At 55.7% G+C, this 21,659-nt stretch carries 28 protein-coding genes and 1 tRNA gene; all 29 read right to left on the reverse strand.

Annotation, left to right across the window (positions count from 1 at the left end):
* Position 1 precedes the first annotated feature (1 nt).
* The 29 genes from AC50YL_RS01575 to AC50YL_RS01715 all read right to left on the reverse strand — a co-directional run bounded on the left by AC50YL_RS01575 (position 2) and on the right by AC50YL_RS01715 (position 21,653).
* Positions 2–868, reverse strand: a complete 867-nt coding sequence (locus tag AC50YL_RS01575; protein ID WP_494828780.1) for a heptaprenyl diphosphate synthase component 1 — start codon at positions 866–868, stop codon at positions 2–4.
* Positions 869–946: 78 nt separating this feature from the next.
* Positions 947–1,480: a hypothetical protein gene (locus AC50YL_RS01580; RefSeq protein ID WP_494828781.1), complete on the reverse strand. Its 534-nt coding sequence runs from the start codon at positions 1,478–1,480 to the stop codon at positions 947–949.
* A gap of 77 nt (positions 1,481–1,557) precedes the next feature.
* A complete protein-coding gene (gene mtrB, locus AC50YL_RS01585; protein ID WP_161740568.1) occupies positions 1,558–1,782 on the reverse strand; it encodes a trp RNA-binding attenuation protein MtrB in 225 nt (74 codons plus the stop codon).
* Between the two features lie 132 nt (positions 1,783–1,914).
* Positions 1,915–1,991 (reverse strand) — tRNA-Pro (locus tag AC50YL_RS01590).
* A 165-nt stretch (positions 1,992–2,156) separates the two neighbouring features.
* Positions 2,157–2,432 carry an HU family DNA-binding protein gene (locus tag AC50YL_RS01595; RefSeq protein WP_090976740.1) on the reverse strand — a complete coding sequence of 92 codons (276 nt, stop codon included), beginning with the start codon at positions 2,430–2,432 and terminating at the stop codon, positions 2,157–2,159.
* A gap of 332 nt (positions 2,433–2,764) precedes the next feature.
* The gene (gene spoIVA, locus AC50YL_RS01600) at positions 2,765–4,243 is read right to left on the reverse strand and encodes a stage IV sporulation protein A (RefSeq protein WP_161740570.1); all 1,479 of its coding nucleotides are present in this window, start codon (positions 4,241–4,243) and stop codon (positions 2,765–2,767) included.
* A 339-nt stretch (positions 4,244–4,582) separates the two neighbouring features.
* On the reverse strand, positions 4,583–5,314 hold the full coding sequence (locus tag AC50YL_RS01605) for a YphF family lipoprotein (protein WP_494828782.1): 732 nt from the start codon (positions 5,312–5,314) through the stop codon (positions 4,583–4,585).
* Positions 5,315–5,374: 60 nt separating this feature from the next.
* Complete coding sequence (locus AC50YL_RS01610) at positions 5,375–5,722, reverse strand: 2Fe-2S iron-sulfur cluster-binding protein (protein WP_161740575.1); 348 nt, start codon at positions 5,720–5,722, stop codon at positions 5,375–5,377.
* 26 nt (positions 5,723–5,748) lie between these two features.
* On the reverse strand, positions 5,749–6,348 hold the full coding sequence (locus AC50YL_RS01615; protein WP_494828784.1) for a nucleotidyltransferase family protein: 600 nt from the start codon (positions 6,346–6,348) through the stop codon (positions 5,749–5,751).
* Positions 6,348–6,644 carry a 2Fe-2S iron-sulfur cluster-binding protein gene (locus tag AC50YL_RS01620; protein ID WP_161740579.1) on the reverse strand — a complete coding sequence of 99 codons (297 nt, stop codon included), beginning with the start codon at positions 6,642–6,644 and terminating at the stop codon, positions 6,348–6,350. The genes AC50YL_RS01615 and AC50YL_RS01620 overlap by 1 nt, the downstream gene beginning before the upstream one ends.
* Before the next feature lie 45 nt (positions 6,645–6,689).
* A complete protein-coding gene (locus AC50YL_RS01625; protein ID WP_494828785.1) occupies positions 6,690–6,869 on the reverse strand; it encodes a DUF2768 family protein in 180 nt (59 codons plus the stop codon).
* A gap of 171 nt (positions 6,870–7,040) precedes the next feature.
* On the reverse strand, positions 7,041–7,322 hold the full coding sequence (locus AC50YL_RS01630) for a stage VI sporulation protein F (RefSeq protein ID WP_494828786.1): 282 nt from the start codon (positions 7,320–7,322) through the stop codon (positions 7,041–7,043).
* A gap of 168 nt (positions 7,323–7,490) precedes the next feature.
* Positions 7,491–8,513: an NAD(P)H-dependent glycerol-3-phosphate dehydrogenase gene (locus AC50YL_RS01635; protein ID WP_494828788.1), complete on the reverse strand. Its 1,023-nt coding sequence runs from the start codon at positions 8,511–8,513 to the stop codon at positions 7,491–7,493.
* A gap of 12 nt (positions 8,514–8,525) precedes the next feature.
* The gene (plsY, locus tag AC50YL_RS01640; RefSeq protein ID WP_494829769.1) at positions 8,526–9,125 is read right to left on the reverse strand and encodes a glycerol-3-phosphate 1-O-acyltransferase PlsY; all 600 of its coding nucleotides are present in this window, start codon (positions 9,123–9,125) and stop codon (positions 8,526–8,528) included.
* A 152-nt stretch (positions 9,126–9,277) separates the two neighbouring features.
* The gene (gene der, locus AC50YL_RS01645) at positions 9,278–10,600 is read right to left on the reverse strand and encodes a ribosome biogenesis GTPase Der (RefSeq protein WP_494828789.1); all 1,323 of its coding nucleotides are present in this window, start codon (positions 10,598–10,600) and stop codon (positions 9,278–9,280) included.
* Between the two features lie 150 nt (positions 10,601–10,750).
* Positions 10,751–10,936, reverse strand: a complete 186-nt coding sequence (locus tag AC50YL_RS01650; RefSeq protein ID WP_494828791.1) for a capping complex subunit for YIEGIA — start codon at positions 10,934–10,936, stop codon at positions 10,751–10,753.
* Positions 10,929–11,867 carry a YIEGIA family protein gene (locus AC50YL_RS01655; protein ID WP_494828792.1) on the reverse strand — a complete coding sequence of 313 codons (939 nt, stop codon included), beginning with the start codon at positions 11,865–11,867 and terminating at the stop codon, positions 10,929–10,931. The genes AC50YL_RS01650 and AC50YL_RS01655 overlap by 8 nt, the downstream gene beginning before the upstream one ends.
* A gap of 2 nt (positions 11,868–11,869) precedes the next feature.
* Positions 11,870–12,499 carry a YphA family membrane protein gene (locus AC50YL_RS01660; RefSeq protein ID WP_494828794.1) on the reverse strand — a complete coding sequence of 210 codons (630 nt, stop codon included), beginning with the start codon at positions 12,497–12,499 and terminating at the stop codon, positions 11,870–11,872.
* A 147-nt stretch (positions 12,500–12,646) separates the two neighbouring features.
* A complete protein-coding gene (rpsA, locus tag AC50YL_RS01665) occupies positions 12,647–13,933 on the reverse strand; it encodes a 30S ribosomal protein S1 (protein ID WP_494828796.1) in 1,287 nt (428 codons plus the stop codon).
* Between the two features lie 103 nt (positions 13,934–14,036).
* Positions 14,037–14,612 carry a lysophospholipid acyltransferase family protein gene (locus AC50YL_RS01670; protein WP_494828798.1) on the reverse strand — a complete coding sequence of 192 codons (576 nt, stop codon included), beginning with the start codon at positions 14,610–14,612 and terminating at the stop codon, positions 14,037–14,039.
* A 3-nt stretch (positions 14,613–14,615) separates the two neighbouring features.
* Positions 14,616–15,311: a (d)CMP kinase gene (gene cmk, locus AC50YL_RS01675; protein WP_494829770.1), complete on the reverse strand. Its 696-nt coding sequence runs from the start codon at positions 15,309–15,311 to the stop codon at positions 14,616–14,618.
* A 239-nt stretch (positions 15,312–15,550) separates the two neighbouring features.
* A complete protein-coding gene (locus AC50YL_RS01680; protein WP_494828800.1) occupies positions 15,551–15,727 on the reverse strand; it encodes a hypothetical protein in 177 nt (58 codons plus the stop codon).
* Positions 15,728–15,847: 120 nt separating this feature from the next.
* Positions 15,848–16,501, reverse strand: a complete 654-nt coding sequence (locus AC50YL_RS01685) for a flagellar brake protein (RefSeq protein ID WP_494828802.1) — start codon at positions 16,499–16,501, stop codon at positions 15,848–15,850.
* A 104-nt stretch (positions 16,502–16,605) separates the two neighbouring features.
* Entirely contained in the window at positions 16,606–17,946 is a 1,341-nt protein-coding gene (gene ypeB / locus AC50YL_RS01690; RefSeq protein ID WP_494828804.1) for a germination protein YpeB, read from the reverse strand.
* Positions 17,947–18,046: 100 nt separating this feature from the next.
* Positions 18,047–18,205: a hypothetical protein gene (locus tag AC50YL_RS01695; protein ID WP_201755187.1), complete on the reverse strand. Its 159-nt coding sequence runs from the start codon at positions 18,203–18,205 to the stop codon at positions 18,047–18,049.
* A 114-nt stretch (positions 18,206–18,319) separates the two neighbouring features.
* Positions 18,320–19,018 (reverse strand): glutamic-type intramembrane protease PrsW, encoded by a 699-nt coding sequence (gene prsW, locus AC50YL_RS01700; RefSeq protein WP_494828807.1) that lies wholly within the window; start codon positions 19,016–19,018, stop codon positions 18,320–18,322.
* Between the two features lie 61 nt (positions 19,019–19,079).
* Positions 19,080–20,321 carry a Glu/Leu/Phe/Val family dehydrogenase gene (locus AC50YL_RS01705; protein ID WP_494829771.1) on the reverse strand — a complete coding sequence of 414 codons (1,242 nt, stop codon included), beginning with the start codon at positions 20,319–20,321 and terminating at the stop codon, positions 19,080–19,082.
* Between the two features lie 153 nt (positions 20,322–20,474).
* A complete protein-coding gene (locus tag AC50YL_RS01710) occupies positions 20,475–21,080 on the reverse strand; it encodes a genetic competence negative regulator (protein WP_161740606.1) in 606 nt (201 codons plus the stop codon).
* A gap of 255 nt (positions 21,081–21,335) precedes the next feature.
* Positions 21,336–21,653 carry a hypothetical protein gene (locus AC50YL_RS01715; protein WP_494828809.1) on the reverse strand — a complete coding sequence of 106 codons (318 nt, stop codon included), beginning with the start codon at positions 21,651–21,653 and terminating at the stop codon, positions 21,336–21,338.
* Positions 21,654–21,659: the final 6 nt, after the last annotated feature.

Raw genomic sequence — 21,659 nt, forward strand, 5'->3', positions numbered from 1 at the left:
CTTACCTTCTCTCGTTGAGGGCGGAAGCCGCCGGAAGGAGAGGACGCAGGAACGTCTCTCCGATCTGTTGAAGTTCGCGCATGAGCTTGTCGGAATCCAAGCGCCCTACGATCGCTTGCACCTGAGCCACGGACTGTTTCAGCTTCTCGGCCAATTGTCCGCGAATCTCGTACGTCGCGAGCAGCGAGGAGATAAACGACGGCTCGTCATGCTTGTCGGCCAGCTTGCGCTTCTCTTCTTCCGTTCCGACGTTCAGGATATGCCAGTACCCCCAGCTGCCGCTGAAGCGATCCGGCTTATCGCTGCGGTTCCACTCGTCCAGGACGACCTCGCAGCGGCCCAGCCCTTGAAGCAGCTCCGTCCAGACCCGTGCCATCTTCTCGTCCAGTATTTCCGTGAAAACCGAAAAAAGTTCCGTTTTCAGCTGCACGCATTGATTCAGGTATTCTTCGGCGCTCAGCTTCAGCTGCTTCATCTTCATGTAAAAATTGACCTTGAGCTTATTCACTTCGCACACGCCGTCGCTGATCCGGCGAATCATGCCGACTTGTCCGGCTTGCGCGAGCAGTTGATAGAAGCGGCTGCTGTAATAGTCGCCCGCGAGCACCTTCAACTGCCGCGAGCGCATTTCCTTCTCCGCGACGCGTCCCGATTCGTCGATCATGTCATGGGTATCCATGCCGAGCTGCACGAGCGATGCGACCAAGGTGTAGAGCTCGCTGTGCAGCAGCGGCGTACGCTGATTCGAAAGAAACGCAAAGAGCAGCCTGGCCCGCGAATCGGGAAACGCCGGCAGCTCCGTGTGGGCCTGAATCATATCGTATTCGACGTACTTTTTGGCGATCTCGGGAATTTTGTATGGTTTCATGGCCTAGCCTCCGGACAAACAGCACAAGGTTAGCTGCTTTATAATCTAAATAATTATAGCACTATGTTTGCCGTTTCGCTACAACTGCGACGCGGACAAACGCAAGCGCTGACGCCAGATTTCATCCTGAAACGGCTTGGCGGCGCTTAAGTTTGACAGTTCTGTGGACAACCATGCGTCCGTTCTCCTCACGTCCACGGCAGCCAGCAGCCTCAAGTCGCTCCGTCCCCCGTCAGCCTCTGGCCCAAGCGGCGCCACGAAGCGAACGAGCACCCGGCTGACGTTCTCCGTGCGGTTGAAAGCCAATTCGAGCAGCCGCCGCAGATCGTCCATCCATCTGTCCACATCATTCCCATATTCCTCGTTCGATAAATCCACGGACAGCACCGAACCGTTCCATGCTACCTTCTTCACCTTCAGCGACAAATTCAAACCGAGCATGGTATCGACGATGGTGTCGGAGCTGAGGCGTTTGACGGGCACCGGCCGAAATACGGACACGTACCCCGCCCCATCCTTCATCCGGCTGCCGGCCATCGGCAGCACGGACAACGCCAACGTAACGGCAAGCGTCGCGGCACATGCAATGAGAAGCCCTTTCCAATGCGGCATGAAGCATCCGTCCTTCGCGCCAAGAATATCCTGCTTCTCTTAGTGTACAAACTAAAAAAGCAGGCTATGCCTGCTTTTCACTCAACGTCCGTATCGATGGTGCCGTATTTGGTCATCACGGTCGCTTTGCCCCGGATTTTAATGGCCGACGTATGGTCCGTGAATTGGCAAATGAGCACTTCGCCCTTGTCCAGCTTCTCGGTGTGGTGAAATTTCGTATCCTGCCCGCGCGTCAGGCCGATGACCTGCACGCCCTGCGCCTTTGCTTTCACCACGATGTATTCGTCATTCCGTTCCGTCATTTGCGCTGACCTCCTAGTAAGCTGTTGCGTATCCGATCAGGACCACCTATCATCCATGCGCCCCGATATTTAAAAAACTGCCCCCGAACGTCCTCATCGAGATAGCAGCCGTTGCATTGATTATGAGAGAACTGGTCGGGTGTACCGGATTTGAACTGGCGACCTCTACCACCCCAAGGTAGCGCTCTACCAAGCTGAGCTAACACCCGCCATGCGATGTGCGACTCCGAAGACCCAAGAACCGCAAACAACAGTCTACTGGAATTGCTTGTACTTGTCAATAGACGGTAAATCCCGGTATCGGTTCTCCCGGCAAGACGCAAAACGCCCGAATGCGCGATGCATCCGGGCGTCTCGAACGGCAGGGCCGCTTCTTATTTGGAAACCAGATCTTTAAGAGATTTGCCTGCTTTGAAAGACGGGATCTTGCTGGCCGGGATATCGATCTCTTCACCCGTTTGCGGGTTGCGGCCTTTACGCGCTTCGCGGCTTTTCACCTCGAAGTTGCCGAAGCCCACCAATTGTACTTTATCGCCGCCTTGCAGCGAGTCGGAGATGGCATCGAATACGGCATCAACCGCTTTGGAAGCATCTTTCTTGGAAAGGTCAGTCAATTCGGCTACTTTCGCAATCAGTTCCGTTTTGTTCATTTCTTTCACCTCCCCTGACGGCAGTTAAAAGGCACATCATTATCATTCTGTGTTACCGAAACCCCGGAATTTATACCTGCCGGCTCCGGTGAGAAGAAATTCCGGTATGTGCAATTCCTGCATACTGAACCTAGAACAGATTTATAGTAATACAGTTGCCTATACGATTTCAAGAGGCACGATGCGATTTCCGGCTAAGATTCGCCGATTTCGCGCTCTTTTTTGATTTTCCGACGCGTTTCTTCCACCGATATACAGAGATTGGGAGCCTCTCCCTCCATTCCGCAAGCCAACGCAAAAAGGCGCGCCGGCGGCGCGCCTCTGAGCAGCAGCTATAGAATGATGGCAATCAAGCCGCCGGAGCCCTCGTTAATGATCCTGCCCAGCGTCTCTTGCAGCTTGTAGCGGGCGTTGTCCGGCATCATGGCGATCTTGCCTTGGATGCCTTCTCTCACGATGGAATGGAGCGAACGGCCGAAAATATCGGACTCCCAGATCTTGATCGGGTCGTTCTCGAAGTCCTGCATGAGGTAGCGGACGAGTTCCTCGCTCTGCTTCTCCGTGCCGATGATCGGCGCGAACTCGGATTCCACGTCGACGCGGATCATGTGAATGGACGGCGCCGTCGCCTTCAAGCGGACGCCGAAGCGCGAGCCTTGACGGATGAGTTCGGGTTCGTCAAGCGCCATCTCCGCCAGCGTCGGAGCCGCGATGCCGTAACCGGTCGTCTTGACCATCTCGAGCGCTTCCGCGAACCGGTCGTATTCCCGTTTCGCGTGGGAGAAGTCCTGCATCAGCTGGAGGAGATGATCCTTGCCGCGGATCTCGACGCCGACTACTTCCATTAAAATTTGGTCGTACAGTTCATCCGGCGCATAGAGATCGATCTCCGCGACGCCTTGCCCCATGTTCATGCCGCTGAGGCCTGCCCTTGCGATGAACTCGTATTCCATGAACTGCGAGACGACCCGGTCTACGTCGCGGAGGCGGCGGATGTCCTTGACCGTGTCGCGCACGGAGTTCTCGTAGTTGCTGCGCAGCCAGTGGTTGTCGTTCAGCACCATGACCCAGCTCGGAAGATTGACGTTCACTTCGTGCACCGGGAACTCGTAGAGCACCTCGCGCAGCACGGACATGACTTCCTCTTCGCCCATGGAGGCCACGCTGAGCGTGATGACGGGAATATCGTATTTGGCCTGCAGCTCGCTGCGCAGCTGAAGCGCCTCATCGCTCTTCGGACGCGTCGAGTTGACGATCAGCACGAACGGCTTGCCGACTTCTTTCAGCTCGTTCACGACGCGCTCTTCGGCTTCGATATACGAGCTGCGCGGTATTTCAGCGATCGTGCCGTCCGTCGTAACGACGACGCCGAGCGTGGAATGCTCTTGTATGACTTTGCGCGTGCCGATCTCGGCCGCTTCCTGGAACGGAATCGGTTCCTCGAACCACGGCGTCGTGATCATGCGGGGGCCGTTCTCGTCCTCGTAGCCCTTCGCCCCGACGACGGCGTAGCCGACGCAATCGACCAGCCGGATATTGACGTCAAGCCCTTCGGCCACGCGAAGCTGGACCGCTTGATTCGGCACGAATTTCGGTTCTGTCGTCATGATGGTTTTGCCCGCCGCGCTTTGCGGCAGCTCGTCGATAGCTCTCACCCGATCGGCATCGTTCGTGATGTTCGGCAGCACAACCGTCTCCATGAACCGCTTGATGAAGGTTGATTTGCCTGTGCGGACCGCACCAACGACGCCGAGGTAAATATCCCCGCCGGTTCGTTCGGCAATGTCCTTGAAAATGTCCACTTTCTCCACTGAATATCCCCTCCCAATCGTATTTCGCCTGTACATGGACGTACCGTAACTGCTGCTTTCCTCCTGCTGTTTGTCGTCAGGGTTCGCCGCTACCCGCCTGCCGAGAGAGCAATGCAAGCGACGCAACTCGTACATGATTTTGGACTAGTAATAGCTTATTGCGAATGTCTCATGTTTATGACGACCGGGCGGATGAAATCTTTCGATTTCCACGAGCTTCGTTCGGATTGACCTTCCAAGATTGAGATATATGAGAGAAAAGCGCCCGCTATGCCTGAACGACAAAAAAACTCCCGCCATAAGGGGCGGGAGAAAGTAGCGGCGAAGCGATTGCTTGGGCTATTTCAGAACAGCCTGCGGATCGCCGTTTACGAGTCGGTATATCGTCGATTTGACCGGAACGAAGTCCGAGCCGTCGACCAGCAGCGTCCGGAGATCCGCGTCCGCGGCAGGCTTCGAGCCTTCGCCGAGCTTGGAAAGCTGCTGCATGACGTCGGGACCGTAGTCCAGGTAAACATGGCCGGAAGGGTCCATCATCGTCGTCAGCACGCTGCCGGTGAAAACGCTTCGCAGCTCCGGTTCCTTCGCGTCCAGCGCATCGAAATCAATGGCCGCGAACGACGGGTACAGCTGCTGCGCGGCCGGCAATTTGCCTCCATGGGAATCGGAATAAGCTTTTACGGCTGATTCAAGATCGTTGACCTTCTGATAGAGAACGAGATTCATCAGCTTGACTGTAGGATCCTTCTCTTCGTCGATTACGAGATAATAGTAGCTTCCGCCCTTCTCGTAGGCCGATTCCGGTATGGAGGACAGGTAATTCGTCCGCTGCAGTTTGGCAAAATCGAGCTTGAATTTCTCGTAAACCGGCGTATTCTCGTCGCTGTTCTCGATCGGAAGCAGACCGGTATCCTTCTGGTATTGGTCGACGACCGTTTGTACGTTCAGAATCGCGTCTTTCGGCGGCTTCTGGAATTGTCCCATCTGATCCTTCGGATACAGACATCCGGACAACAAGGCAGTCATGCATGCGAGCACGAGGGCTGCCGCCGCGTTTCTAAAGCCTTTCATGATCCGATTATCCTCCTAGGTTGCATAGGCGAGCAGTTCCGCGTCAGCGGAACGACCAGCCTACCATAATTCATCGTCTTCCGCTTGGCGCATCATCTGTTTGCGAACAGCCGCGCGAAACGGATCTTCCGGCACCTCGACGACGGCGCGGCCGAACACTCTCGCCTGACAAGCGAGCCTTGTCCCCGACCGGTCAAGCCCGGCCAGCTTGCGGCGCTCGTTATCGTTCAGCGGCGTCAGCCCCGAAGAGCTATGAGGCATCGTCACCTTGCACATGAGACATGCCGCCTTGCCGTCGCAGCGCGTTCGGATCGGCACGCCGGCTTTTCGCGCGGCGTCGAGCACGGTCGTTCCGGCCCGCACGATGACGCTGCGTCCGGAAGGAAGGAACGTAATTTCCACATTCATCGGGATCCCCTGCTTCCCTCATACTTCTAGTCGATACGCAATAGCTGCGCAACTTGTTCCTGTAAAGCCGCGGACAAGTCGTTCCGGGCAGCGATCAGCCAGAGGGCTTCCTGATGAAGGCCTGGTTCCTTCCGCATGTGCGTGGTGATCAAACTCACCCGGTCTTCCCTTGCCCGAAGCATGTTAAACCAAAGCTCGTGCGCAAGCGGCACGACGCCGGCCTCGAAAGGGCCGATCGCGACCGGCAGCCGCAACGGCTCCAGCACTTCTTCTACTTCAACGGTATAACGGTCCCGTCCGGCGGCGACGACAAAGCCCCCGACAAGCTCGACTTGTACGCCGTGAATGTCATAATGGCTGAGTACCGAACGATATATCGGGCTCACGCTCAGCTGCTGCTCGTCGACGGAGAAAGGACGCAGGGCTGCGTGAAGGGTCCTGGCGGCTTCGTCGTCCGCATACAGATCCAGGTCCCTGGGCGGCGAAGGCAACGCCAGCCCGCGCAGGAGCAGTCCCGTACTGCCGCCGATCAACCATTTCGCTTCCGCTCGCGGAACCGCGCCGGCGATGACCTCGAGCGCTCGGCCGAGCGGTTCGCCGATGCCTGTCGCTGCAAGCCCCTTCATCAGAAATACGGCCGGTTCGCCGCTTTGATGAAGCCTGCCCCGGATTTGACGACAGCTTGGCAGCCCAAACGGTAGCCTTCTTCAAATTCATGGGGCTCCAAACGGTCCCACTCCTCGTCCGTCGCCTCCTCCAGAAACTCCGCGCCTTCTTCGATCAGGCAGCGGCATCTGGCGCAGGTTCCGCGCGTGCAGGAGAAGGCCCAGTCCAAATTATGCTTGATGGCCGCATCGAGCAGGGATAACCCCGCTTCCGCCTCGACCGTTATGCTTTTCGTACGGCTTTTCAATTCCAGCATCGGCAGATCATCCTTTCATTTCTCCATCGTTCCGTTCAAGCTGCGTCATGCAATGGAGATAAGTCCAAGAAATCCGCCGATTACCAGAAACAGAAACGCGGTCAGCGACAATGCCATCCGCAAGAAGCCTTTGGTCTTGAACCGTGCCAGCGAGATCATGACGGCCGCCAGCGCCATCAACCCGATGCCCACGAAGGACACCCACATTTTCATCATTGGATCCATGCCAACTTCTACCACCTTGTACATCCGATATTCGTTTCATTATACACTAGTGTCGATTAATGGGCTACTTCTGGAACGTACGAACGGCGGATAACAAGAAAAGACCCCCGCCAAGGCGCGGCAGCGGCTCCGAAGCTGCAGGCCGGACGCGATATGCGGAAGTCGGAACGGTTACTTCTTCAACATCAGCCGCAGCAACATTTCCATGTTGGTGGAGCTCATGCCGCTTTTTTTGACGGCGCCTACGATGTCGCTGATCGTCTTCTCCGATACGGGGACCTTCGCCATCGCGGAGACGGACAAGATCAATTTGCGCAGCTCGTCTTCGTCCTGCATCGTATTTTCATTCACGCCGCTCGCAAGCTTCTTAACCGCGTTCTCGGTTACCGGCTTGCCGGTTTTTTTGTTCACGGCGCTCAGTACGTCCTTGGATAAATCCTTCTTGCCGGTCATCGTTTCCCTCCTCCACGCTTATAAAGCGCAAGAAATCTAGGTCAGCCACCCGCGCTTCGGGGGGCTGCTAGCATCTTATGAAGGAGGGCCAATGTTGGTGCAGGCTATGATGCATGGGCGAGCAGTACTTTCGATGCAAAAAAGCACCCGCACCTGTATACGACCAGCCTATATGCCCGCTGTTTCTTCCGTCTCGTGCGTGCGGCCTCTGCCCATCAGCGATTCGACCGCGCTGCGCGGCGTCTTCTGCCGGAACAGCACCTGATAGAGCTGATCGGTGATCGGCATCTCCACGCCGTATTGCCGGGAAATTTCCCGCGCCGCGTTCGTCGTCCGCACGCCTTCGACGACCATGCCCATCCGGCTCAGCACTTCGTCGAGCGACAATCCTTCCGCCAGCATGGAACCCGCGCGCCAGTTCCGGCTCAGTTGGCTCGTGCAGGTCACCACGAGATCCCCGACCCCCGCCAAGCCGGCGAATGTCAGCGGATTGGCGCCCATGGCCGTGCCGAGACGGCTGATTTCCGCCAAGCCGCGCGTCAACAGCGCAGCTTTGGCATTGTCGCCGAAGCCCAGTCCGTCGGACAGTCCGGCTCCGAGCGCAATGATGTTCTTGATCGCGCCGGCGACTTCCACCCCGACGACATCCTTGTTGGTGTAGACGCGAAAATGCTGCGTAATGAACGCATCCTGAACCTGCTCGGCAGCCTCAAGGCTGGACGAAGCCACGACGACGGTCGTCGGAAGCCTGCGGACGACCTCCTCGGCATGGCTCGGACCCGACAAGACGACGAGCCGTTCCGCATCGACGGCCAGCTCCTCCGCCAATACCGTCGTCATCCGTTTATAAGTGCCCGATTCAAACCCTTTGGTGGCATGGACGATAAGCGCATCCGCACGGATGAAAGGCGCGGCCTGCTTCGCCACGTCGCGCATAGCCGCAGACGGCGCGACGAACAGCACCAGCTCCGCTCCGCTCACCGCCTGCTCCATATCCGCGGTCGCGACGATCTGCTCGGGCAGCTCCGCATCCTTCAAATACCGGCTGTTCCGGTGGTGCGCATTGATTTCAACGACTTGCGCCTCGTTCCGCGACCATAGGGCAACGTCGAAGCCGTTGTCCGCAAGCACGGCGGCAAGGGCGGTTCCCCAGCTGCCGGCCACGAGCACAGCCGCTTTGCGGCTCTTCATAAGCGTGCCTCCTTAGCCTTTTCTAGCGCCCAGCTTGTTTTCCTTGCCTTGCACCAGCTTTACGATATTCGTGCGATGGCGCACGAAGGCCAGCAGGCAGACGACAAGGCTTGCCCATACGTACGTATGGGGCTTATCCCCGATGTTCCAGATGAAAATGGGCATCAGCAGCGCGAACACGAGGGACCCCAACGAGACGAAACGGGTGATGGCGATGCAAATGATCGCAACCGCTCCGGCGATGAGCGCCGGCACGATGGCAAGGGTAGCCATGACGCCTACCGTCGTCGCGATGCCTTTCCCGCCCTTGAAGCCGAACCAGACCGGCCAATTATGGCCGGCGATCGCCGCAAGGCCGCACAGTACCGGGCCCCAGTCGCCGCCTGCGACGTTGAGGCCGATGATGACGGCAACGACGCCCTTGGCGATATCGAGCAGGAATACCGCGATGCCCGGGCCTTTGCCCAGCACCCGCAGCGTATTCGTCGCGCCGGCGTTGCCGCTGCCGAAATTGCGGATGTCGATGCCTTTTACCCATTTGGCGATCAAAATGCTGAAGGATACCGAGCCTAATAAATAACTGATGAGAACTGTAATTACGGTGACCACGATTTATCACGCCTCTTTCAAAGATGTCCTGGGCGACCTGCCTTTGGGAGACGGCGGCCTGTCCGCAGGTTATGACAGGGAAACTGGTGCCCTCAAGACAAGGGCACCAGCGTTTTTGTCGAAGCATCCTGCCTTTCGCGCGGAGCGCGGCGGACTCAATCTTCGTCTGATTTTTTACGGGAAAAGATGCGTACGGGCGTTCCTTCAAAGTGGAACGCGGCCCTGATTTTGTTTTCCAGGTACCGTTCGTACGAGAAATGCATCATCTCCGGGTCGTTGGCGAACAGGACGATCGTCGGCGGTTTGACCGCAACCTGCGTCGCGTAATTGATGCGGAGGCGCTTGCCTTTGTCCGACGGCGGCGGGTTAATGGCGATGGCGTCGGCTACGACGTCGTTCAGCAGATGCGTCGGAATCCGGAGCGCGTGCTGTTCGGACACATGCACGACGACAGGCAGCAGCTTATGAAGCCGCTGCTTCGTCAGCGCCGAGAGGAAAATGATCGGCGCGTACGTCATGAACAGGAAATGATCCCTGATCTTCTGCTCGAACTGATTCATCGTCTTGTCGTCCTTCTCGACGATATCCCATTTGTTGACGACGAAGATCGCCGCTTTGCCCGCTTCGTGCGCGTAGCCGGCAATGTGCTTGTCCTGCTCGATGATGCCTTCCTCGCCATTGATGAGCACGAGCACGACATCCGCGCGCTCGATCGCCTTCAGCGCGCGCATGACGCTGTATTTCTCCGTCGTTTCGTACACTTTGCCGCGCTTGCGCATGCCGGCGGTATCGATTAGCACGTACTTCTGACCGTCCCGTTCAAAAGGCGTATCGATGGCGTCGCGAGTCGTTCCGGCCACGTTGCTGACGATGACGCGCTCTTCTCCGAGCAGCGCGTTGACGAGAGACGACTTGCCGACGTTCGGCCGCCCGATAAGCGCGACGCGAATCACGTCGTCGTCGTAATGCTCCTCTTCGATCTCGGGCAGCTTTTCGACGGCCGCATCGAGCAAATCGCCGATACCCATGCCGTGCGAACCGGAGATCGCGATCGGATCTCCAAAGCCGAGATTATAGAATTCGTAGATATCGTCTCTTCGATTCAGGTTGTCCACCTTGTTTACGGCGACGACGATCGGTTTGCGGGAGCGCAGCAGCATTTGCGCCACTTCGTCGTCCGCATGGGTCAGACCGGCCTTGGCATCCACCATGAAGATAATGACATCCGCCTCTTCGACGGCCAGCTCCGCCTGCATACGGACGGACTTCATGATCTCGTCCTCGCCGTCGATCTCGATGCCTCCGGTATCCACGATGCTGAACGCTCGGCCGTTCCATTCGCCGGAACCATACAGGCGGTCCCTCGTCACTCCAGGCTTGTCTTCTACGATCGCCAACCGGTCACCGATGACGCGGTTGAATATCGTAGACTTACCCACGTTAGGCCGCCCAACTATGGCGATAATGGGTTTAGACATAGTTTCACTCCTTAATATAGAAACGGTTTCACACCGTTGTAATGAGCGGGACTCCGTCAATCCCTATGAAGCTTCCATGAGTCCATGAAGGGGCTTTCTCCACACTCACGCCTACCATCATAGCAAAAAACTACGGGATTGGCTAACATTTCATTCCGTTCGGTGATCCACCAAAATAAAGTTCCCGTCCTTCATGTCATGCGCGATGGCATCCAAAATTTTTTCCAGGAGGAATGCTGTCGATTCCCGTTTCTCCTTGTCGGGTTCGACGAAAATCGGCGCGCCGCCGCCTACCCGGTCTTGATCCGCCGTCACGATCGCGACGATTTTAGCCATGCTGCTTGCCCTCCCCTTGATTGACGCTGGCTTCGGTCGGCATGCGCACCGCGGATTCCAGGATCGGCACCTTCTGCACGACGACCCGCGCCTTCTCGGCATCTTTCTCCTGAGGAAGCAGGAAAATCGCCAGCCTGCCGTCCTTGATGTCCAGCTTGGCCATCGGAACGAGCGCGGGCTCGCCGTCGTCCCGATATACGCCGAGGATCGTGGACAGATCGAACAGGATTGCCTGCCGCTGTCCCAAATTGCTGAGCGTGGCTTTCCCGTTCGGATTATAAGGCGAAAGAATAATACCGAGACCGCGCTCCGCGATAATCTTCTGATTCGCTGACAATCCCACATTCATGATATAAATATCGCCGACGTACAGATCCGGACCGTTGATGACCACCTCCGCGACCTCCGCTTTCGCGATATGCGAAATGGATTTGCCCGACTTTAGGGCATTGACGAAAAACAGCGTCAGCACGCCCATGATCAGGCCGAACGGCAAGCCAAGCGAGAGCGATGCGAGACTCGTCAGCAGCGACGATAGAATGACCAGGTAATTGCGCCCTTCGAACACCATCGCAATGCCCTCGATGTAGGTCGAACCTCGCGATACCAACTCCATGCTGTCGATCTTGGACAACGTCTGGCGTTCCATGTTGCGCACGTCGCGAAATTGCTGCGCCGCCAGCGTCAGGAACGTGATCGCGGTGAAATCCTTCTTATACAACGCCGGGACCGCAACCGCCCCAAGCGCGGCGGCGATAACCCCCAACGAAATGTGGATGATGCGTCCATGGGGGTATGTCGGATATTGACGGTAGTCCGTTCGAAGCATAAGCAATCGGGAACCTACTCCGAAAGCTACGCCGAGCATGATGCCATACACCACATGGTGAGGCTGTCCGGACTTCAAATGCGTCCATAGATGTTCCCACATCGTTACGAATTTCCCCCTCTTTCGCCGGATTGGTTGTCGAGCATGCTTAACGTTAACTCCTTGATCCATGCTTTTAAGCTGCCGACGACTCTAGCGGCTGTCAACGCGATCGCAAGGCCGTCCCACCAAGCCAACGATCCGATCTCCAGCGGCAAATCATGCGCGGCGGTACCTATGAAATGATACCCAAGCGCGAGTACCCCGCTCAAGACGACGATCGTGAAATGCGATTTGAACCGGTCGGCCAACAGTCCCGCGAACAGTCCCGCAAGCACGGGGCCGTCCCAATGCGGATGGATTATGACGAATACGGGATCCATGCTGTAAATATAGCGCATCCACGTCCACATGAAGCCGGTGAGCAGCGACGAAAACAAGACGAACAGCATGGTGCCCAGCCTGCGGATCGTGAACAGCAGCGTGACGGCCGTAACGATCGCCAGGACGGCGCTGCCCGTCACGACGGCTTCGCCGCGAATGTTGATCGACATCAGATGGAGTACGCACGAAGCGCCGATGAAAGCGCCGATCGACCGAAGGGGAATGCCGTCCGCTACCTGCTCTTCCCAGCCGGTAAAATAAAGGATCGCCGCCATCGATAAGAGCCAAAACACGATAAAGCCATCATTCACGCGCCATCCCTCCTGTATTCCCTTATTATGCGCTTCCGTCCGTTCCTCTTATCCCTTTATCCGCCAACGCAAAAAAGCCGTTCATTCCGCAATGACGCAGCGGAATAAACGGCTTCCAAGTAAGGGTTCGAATTTAATCGGAACCGATTATTTCAATTTGCTCAGCTTGTCGCCGAAACGCTCAGCCAGCGTGAAGCTCATGCTTTCGTTGCTGAGGCTGACGTTCGGATTGTTCAGCTCGACTTTAGGACCGCGCGAACCGCGATCTCCGCGATCGTGACGCTCTCCGCGCTCTCTCTCCGGACGTGCCGGTTGTTCAGGCGCTTCTTCCGTTTCTTTGATGCTGAGGCTGACGCGTTTCTCCGAAGGGTTGAAGTCCAGGATTTTGGCTTTCACTTCTTGGCCTTCTTGTACGACTTCGTTCGGCGTAGCCACGTGGCGATGCGCGAGTTGGGAGATATGCACAAGGCCTTCGACGCCCGGCGCGATTTCAACGAATACGCCGAAGCTTACGATGCGGCGAACCGTACCCGTCACGATGTCGCCGATGTTGAATTGGCCGTTCGCGGATTCCCAAGGACCTGGTTGAGCCGCTTTGATGCTAAGGCTGATTTTGCCTGCAGCCGGATCGACTTTAAGTACTTTTACGCGAACGGATTGGCCTTCGGCTACGACATCCTTCGGATGCGCTACGTGCTGCCAGGACAATTCGGATACGTGAACCAGTCCGTCGATACCGCCGATGTCCACGAATGCGCCGAATGGCGTCAGGCGTTGAACCGTGCCGTCGATTTCTTGACCGACTTGCAGTCCGTTCATGATCGTTACTTTGTTTTGCTCGAACTCTTGATCCAGCACTTCTTTCGCGGAGAGGATCACTTTGTTGTTCTCGCGGTCGATTTCTTTCACTTTTACGCGGATCTTGCGGCCTTTGTAATCGCTGAAATCTTCAACGAAATGACGCTCGACCATCGATGCCGGAATGAAACCGCGAACGCCGATGTCCACGACCAAACCGCCTTTGACGACGTCCGCGATCGTGACTTCGAGTACTTCGCCCGCATCGAATTGCGCTTGCAGTACATCCCAAGCCTTTTCGCTGTCGATCGCTTTTTTCGAAAGAACGAGCTTTTCTTTCTCGTCATCGATGCTAACGACTTTCAATTGCACTTCTTGACCCACTTGCACGGCATCCGCCGCGCTGTCGAGCTGAACGGAGGAAAGTTCACGAAGTGGAATAACGCCGTCATATTTATATCCAAGGCTAACAGTCACTTGGTTATCTTCGATTTTGACGATCGTACCGTTCACGATGTCCCCTTTTTTCAAGGACACGAAATTATCCAAAGCATCCTGGCTGATTGCTTCTGCAGCATCCTGGTTGATTGCTTCCGCGGCTGCGGACTCTTCTTGAACTTTTGTTTCTTCTGACATTTGAAATAACCTCCTCAATTCATACCCCAACTTTATTTAAACGTGAAGCCGCAGTTTGAAACGCAACTGGCCCACCGTTTAAAACATGAATAACGTGAAATAATTACCCTTCCTTCACCATCCTGCGAATATTAAGCATGATGGCTTCCGTCACTCGCTCCAGCACATCGGAAGAAGAATCTTGAATGAAGTCCGACATATCGATGGGCTTGCCATACTTGATGCGCATTTTACGGAAAACTTTGTACTTTCCGATGATCGCGACGGGAATGACCGTCGCTCCGCTTCGCAGTGCAATCATGGCGGCGCCCTTCTTGCCCGCGCTGTCTCCGGCGGATCTGGAACCTTCCGGGAAGATGCCCATCACCTTGCCTTCCTTCAGCAAGCCGATCGCCGTGCGGATGGCTTCCTTGCTCACGCCTCCGCGTTTGACCGGAAAAGCGCCAAGGGAACGGATCAAGGGGCCGAGCAGCGGAACTTTGAACAGCTCCGCTTTCGCCATGTAATGGACGGTACGGTTAACTTTCGTGCCGACGGTCGTCGGATCCAAATTGCTGATATGGTTGCAGCAGAGCACGACGGGACCCGAAGTAGGAATATTCTCCAAACCGCTTGCTTCGAACCGGAATAAGACGGCATAAATGATGCGCAACAGGCTGCGGCAAACGCTATATAGCATAGTTTACTTCGCCTCCACCGTTTTGGTTCGGCATAAGTCTAGAATAAGTGCGACGACTTGGTCGATCGTCAGCTCCGTGCTGTCGATTACTTCCGCGTCTTTCGCACAAATCAATGGCGAAATTTCCCTGCGCTCATCGCTCCGGTCGCGTTCCGCGATCTCCTGTTCCAGTTGTTGAAGCGGTACGGCCTCATTGCCGCTGAGTTCCTGAAACCGTCTCAGCGCGCGCACGTGAACGCTGGCCATGAGGAAAACCTTTACTTCCGCGTCCGGCAGCACATGCGTGCCGATGTCGCGTCCGTCCATGACGATTCCTTTGGATTCCGCCAGCCCTCTTTGCAATTCGACCAATCTCAGCCGAATGGCTTCGTGGGAAGCGATTTGCGAAACGATCAGCGTCACTTCGCGCGTGCGAATGGCCGAGGTGATGTTCTCCCCGTTCAGCCAAACCGTCTGTCCTGCACCGCCGGGCTCCAGCGTGATATTCAACGTTTGAACGAGCTGACCCAGCCTGTCCGAATCGTCAGGGGTGATGCCTGCACCGATTGCCGCATAAGCAACGGCCCTGTACATCGCACCTGTATCAATGTAAATGTAACCAAGTTGTTCAGCGACTTTTCGGGCGACGGTACTTTTCCCGGCGCCTGCCGGGCCGTCGATTGCCACATTTATTCGGCCGCTGATGCTTCCCCCATTCATGCCCAAGCGGTGTTTGACCTCCTTGAAAGTCGGGCAGCGGCTGCCACCATGCTCTAATCGTCATTAAAAAAGCAGGCTTTGCCTGCGATAGTAAAAATTATACCACAGCCGCTCGGGAAGTGCAAAGAACGCAAGACGCGCAAGAAGAAACAGCCGGCGCCGTCCCGCCGGGCCGCGAAGCTGCTCCCGGCTTCGGGAAAACAGCCGAATGCGCGGCGCGATCGCATTAGCTTATCGGTCTAAAAAGGCGTTCCTTCCAAACGGTCCACGCCCGTCACCCACATCCGGACCTGCGGGATTTGCAGCGCCAGTTGACTGGCCGCGATTGCGACAAGCAACGCAATGACGATGATTTTCAATGCTTTCGTCACGTTGTCGGCAAGCGCTAAGTATTCTTTTTGCGACTTATGTAGCAAGGCGATGACCTCCTTATCCGAACCGTCGGCTCTTTTTCGGCAATCGGCCGCCCGCCGAGGGAATCTCGGATAAGGCTAGTTTTTCCACGAATGGAATCCTTATTCATGCCATGGCCGGATTTATCGTTTTCGGAAATCGAGCTGCCTTTCGAAGCAGAATCGAATGATGCGCTGGCGTTCGCCGTCCGAGATTTTCGCGAATTTCGCCATTACCTGATGCTTGCCGTTCTCGAGCGTCTTGACCCTGACGACCTCGGCAACGAATTGGGAGTGGTCGACGGAACCGTTCCGGTAGGGGACGAGCAGCCAGCATTCCAATTCCGTTCCTTGCTTGATCGGCCATTTGGCGTCGGCCACGAAGGAAATGCCTCCGCCTCCCACGTCGTCGGTCACCCCGATAAATCGGACGTTACCCGAGAAGGTGATGGCGATTTCAAGCTCGGCGGCGACTCGCAGGAAATGGCGGCGCTGGATTTTGGTGATGGATTCGATATCGGGTTTGCGGACGCGAATCAGCTTCAGCGTGTCTTCTTTGAACCCGATTACATGCGTATTGAAATAATGCTTGACGCCCTCTTGCGTAATGAAATACGCGGAGAGTTCATCGCCCAGAAACAGGCGTTTGTATCGGCCGGCCCCTTCTAAAATCGGAATTTCGATGAGCAGCTCGTCATCGGTGCTGTCCGCGATCCTGGCCTTATATTCCAACGCGGCCTCTTCTTCGTCGGATGAAGCAACTTGCAAGAACAACACTTGGTTTATCATTGGCAGCATCGGTTTCCCTCCCATTTTTCGATTATAGCACAGCATGTCGAAATATGGGGAGAGAGGGAAATGGGCACAAAAAAACGTGCGCCCAAAGGCGCACGTCAAGGCGGTTATTCCGGCAGCTGCTCGATGGATTCCTCGGCGCCGTTCTCCGCGTTTACATAAATTTTGTACGTCGAGCTGTTAATTTTCCCGACGAATTCGTAGCACAGCACTTCTTGGTCCGCATCGTTGTCGATCAGCGCCATCTGCTCCCGGTTCACTTTGAAGTCGGGATTCAGCACTTTTCTGGCCTCGGCGCTCGTCAGCTTCGCCTTCGGCAGCTTCCGTTTACGGTGCTCGTAGACGTAGTCTGCGGCTTGAATCGCGACGGCGTCGCCATTATCCAGCGCGATCTTGACCGTCAATTTGGCGGGATAGATCAGCACCCCGTTCTGGCTTGCGACAAACGTGAACACTGCCGCGCGGCTGCCGTCATCGTACGCGACGGGTTTCATGCCCGCATAACCGTGATGAGCCAGGAAATCTCCCGCTTTTCGCTTCGCATCGCGGATGCTGACGGTCGGCTTGCCGATATCCCGCGAATTGTCGTACCAAATGAGCTGAGCTCCTTTTTGCGTGTAATCAAGCTGGACCTGATTGTCGGATTTATTCGCCTTGTAGGTTGCCGAGAACGATGAATACTCGGTGCCTTTCCCGTTCTCCACGACCCGAATGTTCTTGGCCTGCGCGGCGTCCAGCCCCATGAATTTCGCGGCCAGGCTCCTCACTTCGTCCGGCGTGCTCATATGGCCGCCGAGCATCTTGATTGTCCGTTTTTGATACATGCTCGCGACCGACGGCCCCCAGTTGATCTCGGGATACTCGCTTACTTTCTTGTCGACCGTCTTGAAGCCGTCGATGATCGTATTGTCGAGCGTCGACTTCTCGGTCGCCAGCGCGGTTTCGACGTCCATCCAGCGCAAATTGTTGGATAGGACTTTTTCCTGCACGCCGGTCAGCGATTTGGAAATGTCGGCCGAATCCGCGTACAGCGTTTTTAACGTCTTGAACTCGTCCGGACTGAGCGGCTGCTTGGTCAAATCGCGGACCGAGGTCTTGTACGAAAAATTGGCGATCTTCGAGAGAAACTCTTCCGTCTTGCTGAACGGCAGCAGGGTAAGCGGCAGTTGATTGATTTCATTCTGCGCTTCGCTCGTCAAGCGCCAGGTATTGACCAGCCCCTTGCGCTGGAAGCCTTGCGACGCGCTATTGACGGCCAGCGTGTTGCCAAGCTGATGATGCAGCTGGTCGACATGGTACGATAAATCGTGAAAGGCGCGCTGGTACTGGTTCTCCGCCTTGATCAGAATCGAATTTTTTTCTTGATGCTCCTGATAGCCCCAGTAAATGGAGCCGATGAAGAACAATGTCATGACCGGAAAAAGCACGGCGCTTAGGCGACGATACATATAGCAAAAGCTCCTTTCGTATGCAAAACCTGGTGTTAGTTTGGTTTGCCGAAAGGAGCTTTATGCATGTTTGGGTAAGATTTGCTACCGCCGCCGTTTGTCAGAGCGCCAGTTCTTCGATATCGAAATCTTGGATGTTATTGCACAGGCACTGCTTGAAGCCGGTATCGATCCGGTCCTTCTCCCTGCGTCCGCGCAGCACGAACTTCTCTCCGCAGCGATTGCAGCGGATGGCCACTTTAATACGCGCCGTTTCCATCGTTTCCTCCTATAATGGTTGCGAGCGAAGCCGGCGCCGACATTCGCGGCGCGCGAAGCGATCCGCTTCGGAAGGCATACGCTCGGCGTTTTCTACCTATTATGGACGAAAATGTCACAGCTTAATCTCTTCTTCGCGGCCAAGCAGCCTGAACGGCGATCGCGCATTCGCCCGGTTGATCCGCCGAACGCCTCTAATCCACAAAAACACCATCAGCGGCACGATGAACCACGCCCAATACGTCGAGCCCGACCCCATGATGTAATCGTACAAGCCGTGTTCCAGCAACGGAACGGCAGCCGCCAGAACCAAGAACCGCCATTTCGGTCTCCGGTCGGAAGCGAATTTGGCTTTGCCCAGATAATATCCCATCGTAACGCCGAACAAAGCATGACCGGAAACCGGAAGCAATGCCCGGATCAGCAGCGAACCCACCGTCATCGGCTGGTAAATGGCGTACAGCACGTTCTCGACGGTCGCAAAGCCGAGCGATATCGCCACCGCGTACACGATGCCGTCATAAGGCTCGTCGAATTCCTTATGCTTGAAAATGATATGGTAGAGCACGAACCATTTCATCAGTTCCTCGACGCCCGCCGAAACGGCGAACGAGAAGACGACCGGCCCGTTTCCGATGCCGAGCTCCAGTCCTCGCTGGATCACCATGATGGGCAGCACGATCAACACGCCCATCAGAAATACCCGAAGCACCATCGAGATCGGCTCCGCTTCGTAACGGTCCTTCAAATAAAAGTAAGTCAACAGCGCGATGCCCGGAGCAACCGCAGCCGTCAAAATCGAAAAAAGCAGCATCGTTTAGAGTCACCTTCCAGAGAGAAGGCAGGTACGCGCGAAAGGAAACATGGCGTTTCCTTTATATCCACCCCCGCAATCGTACCGCCTCCGCCATTTTGCGAACGCCAACCATATAAGCGGCAAGGCGCATGTCGACTTTCTTCATCGCATGCAGCTCATACACGCTGTTAAACCCGCGGACCATCATTTCCCGCAGCTTGAGATCCACTTCGGCTTCCGACCAATAATAGCCTTGATTATTCTGCACCCACTCAAAATACGAGACGATGACGCCGCCCGCGCTCGCAAGCACGTCCGGAATAAGCAAAATGCCGCGGTCCGTTACGATGCGCGTCGCTTCCAGCGTCGTCGGGCCGTTAGCGGCCTCCACAATGATTTTAGCACGAATCCGGTCCGCGTTGCTTGCCGTTATTTGGTTCTCGATCGCGGCCGGCACGAGCACGTCGCATTCCAGCGAGAGCAGCTCGTCGTTGGAGATCGTATCTTTGAATAAATTGGTTACCGTGCCGAACGAATCGCGCCGGTCCATCAAATCTTCGATATCCAGTCCTTGTTCATTATACAATGCGCCGTTCACATCGGAAATAGCGATTACGCGCGCCCCGGCGTCATGCATGAATTTGGCCAGGAAGCTCCCGGCGTTTCCGAAGCCTTGGATGACGACGCGCGCGCCGTTCACGGAGATGTTTTTTTTCGCCATCGCTTCGTCGATCATGATGGCGACGCCTTTCGCGGTTGCGCTTTCGCGACCCATCGACCCGCCGAGCACGAGCGGTTTCCCCGTTATGAAGCCGGGGGAATCGAATTCCCGAATACGGCTGTATTCGTCCATCATCCAGGCCATGATCTGCGCGTTCGTCATGACGTCCGGCGCCGGGATGTCTTTGGTCGGTCCGACGATTTGCGATATAGCCCTGACGTAGCCGCGGCTCAATCGTTCCAGCTCGCGGAACGACATTTTACGCGGATCGCAGATGATTCCGCCCTTCCCTCCGCCGTATGGCAGATTGGCGATGCCGCATTTCAAGCTCATCCAGATCGACAACGCTTTTACTTCGATCTCGTTCACGTCCGGGTGAAACCGGACGCCGCCCTTCGTCGGCCCGACGGCATCGTTATGCTGGGCGCGGAATCCGATGAACACGCGGGTTTTACCGTCATCCATGCGCACCGGAATACGCACGGTCAGCAATCTCATGGGCTCTTTCAGAAATTCGACCATATCATCGCCGTAGCCTAATTTCCGGAGCGCTTCCTCGATGACGATTTGCGTCGAAGTCAATACATTGTTGTCTTCCATTCCAGTCAAAGGAATGTTCACCGCCTTTTCTATCAGTATGAACGGGTGAAACGCCAACTATGCGATCGGTTCGTATCGGCGGATTCAGAAAATAAACAAAAAGCACCAGGCGCGCGGAATTCCGCTGCTGATGCTTTCAGAAACAGTTCGTTCTTAGAAATGAGTGCAAATTTCAAGCACTGCGTTCGCAGGCATGACCACTTTGCCGTATTCTTCGAGAACGGCCGTCGTAATGGAGGTTGCTTCGCCGTATTCTGCCAGCAGGGCGATGATGGCATGGTAACGGGGCAACTCGATGCCGACCGGTTCGAAGGCTAGCATATATTTGCCGTTGTAGGCGTATAGACGTCCGTCTTCAATCAAATCCACTGCCTTAAGCTGTTTGCAGACGGAAATGACATCCTCGATGTCGCGGAACGCATAAAGCACGATATCGCTTTGTTCCAACGTGACTTCCATCTCGTAGACGTCTTCATCATTCTCTTCTTCGTGCAGCTGTTCGTCCGATTTGCCGTTTACTTTGCCACGCGTGACGATGACGACCATGCCCTGGGCGGGAAGCGCGAACACTTCTACGGCCAGCGGACCGCTGGCATCGAAACCCAGCTCGCTGTAGGCTTGATCCATCATTTCACTGAATAGCTCGTGCACCTTCGGAATTTCGCGCCACATGTCTTCCTTCTGGATCCCACGCTCCAGCAAGTCGTCGAACGTCAGGAAGATTCGGATTTTGTCTTGATTGAGCCGTTCGATTTTCATGATAGGATCCTCCTTCTCGAAAAGCATCTGCTTCGTGAATCAAAGCAAAAACCGTCTTCGAAAGCGCGTTGAACGCGGGTAACATTTGTTATACACAGCGTATGTAACTGCTGTGGTTTGGTGAATAAAATGTTCTTATTGCTATGTTAGCATGTCTGGGATCGGAATGCACTAGATGCACAAAAAAAAGAATCGGTTGCGCCCCGCAACTGTATATACGCAGGAGGGGGCGAAACGATTCTTTTTTTGTCCTTATTAGTGCGTTTTCGCATCGGCTTTTATTTCGTCGACCTGTTCCTTGACGCCGGGATCGTTGTTCAGCATCATTTCGATTTGTCCCCAAGCGCCTGCGGAATCTCTAGCGGAAACGCCGGAATGCTTTGGGGACGAATGCACCATCTCGCCGCCGAACTTGCGGCTCACCACCGCTCCCATCGCTTTTCTCGAAACTCCTGTCATGGCTTGGCCCGCCGCGCTGGTCGCCCAAGCAAACATCCCGGGTCTTTTCTTGGCCACGTAAGCCGCCGTCGCGGCGCCGGCCAGACCCCCAAGCAGAAATACAGACCATTTCATCGGTAA

The organism is Paenibacillus sp. J22P277 (assembly GCF_059383675.1).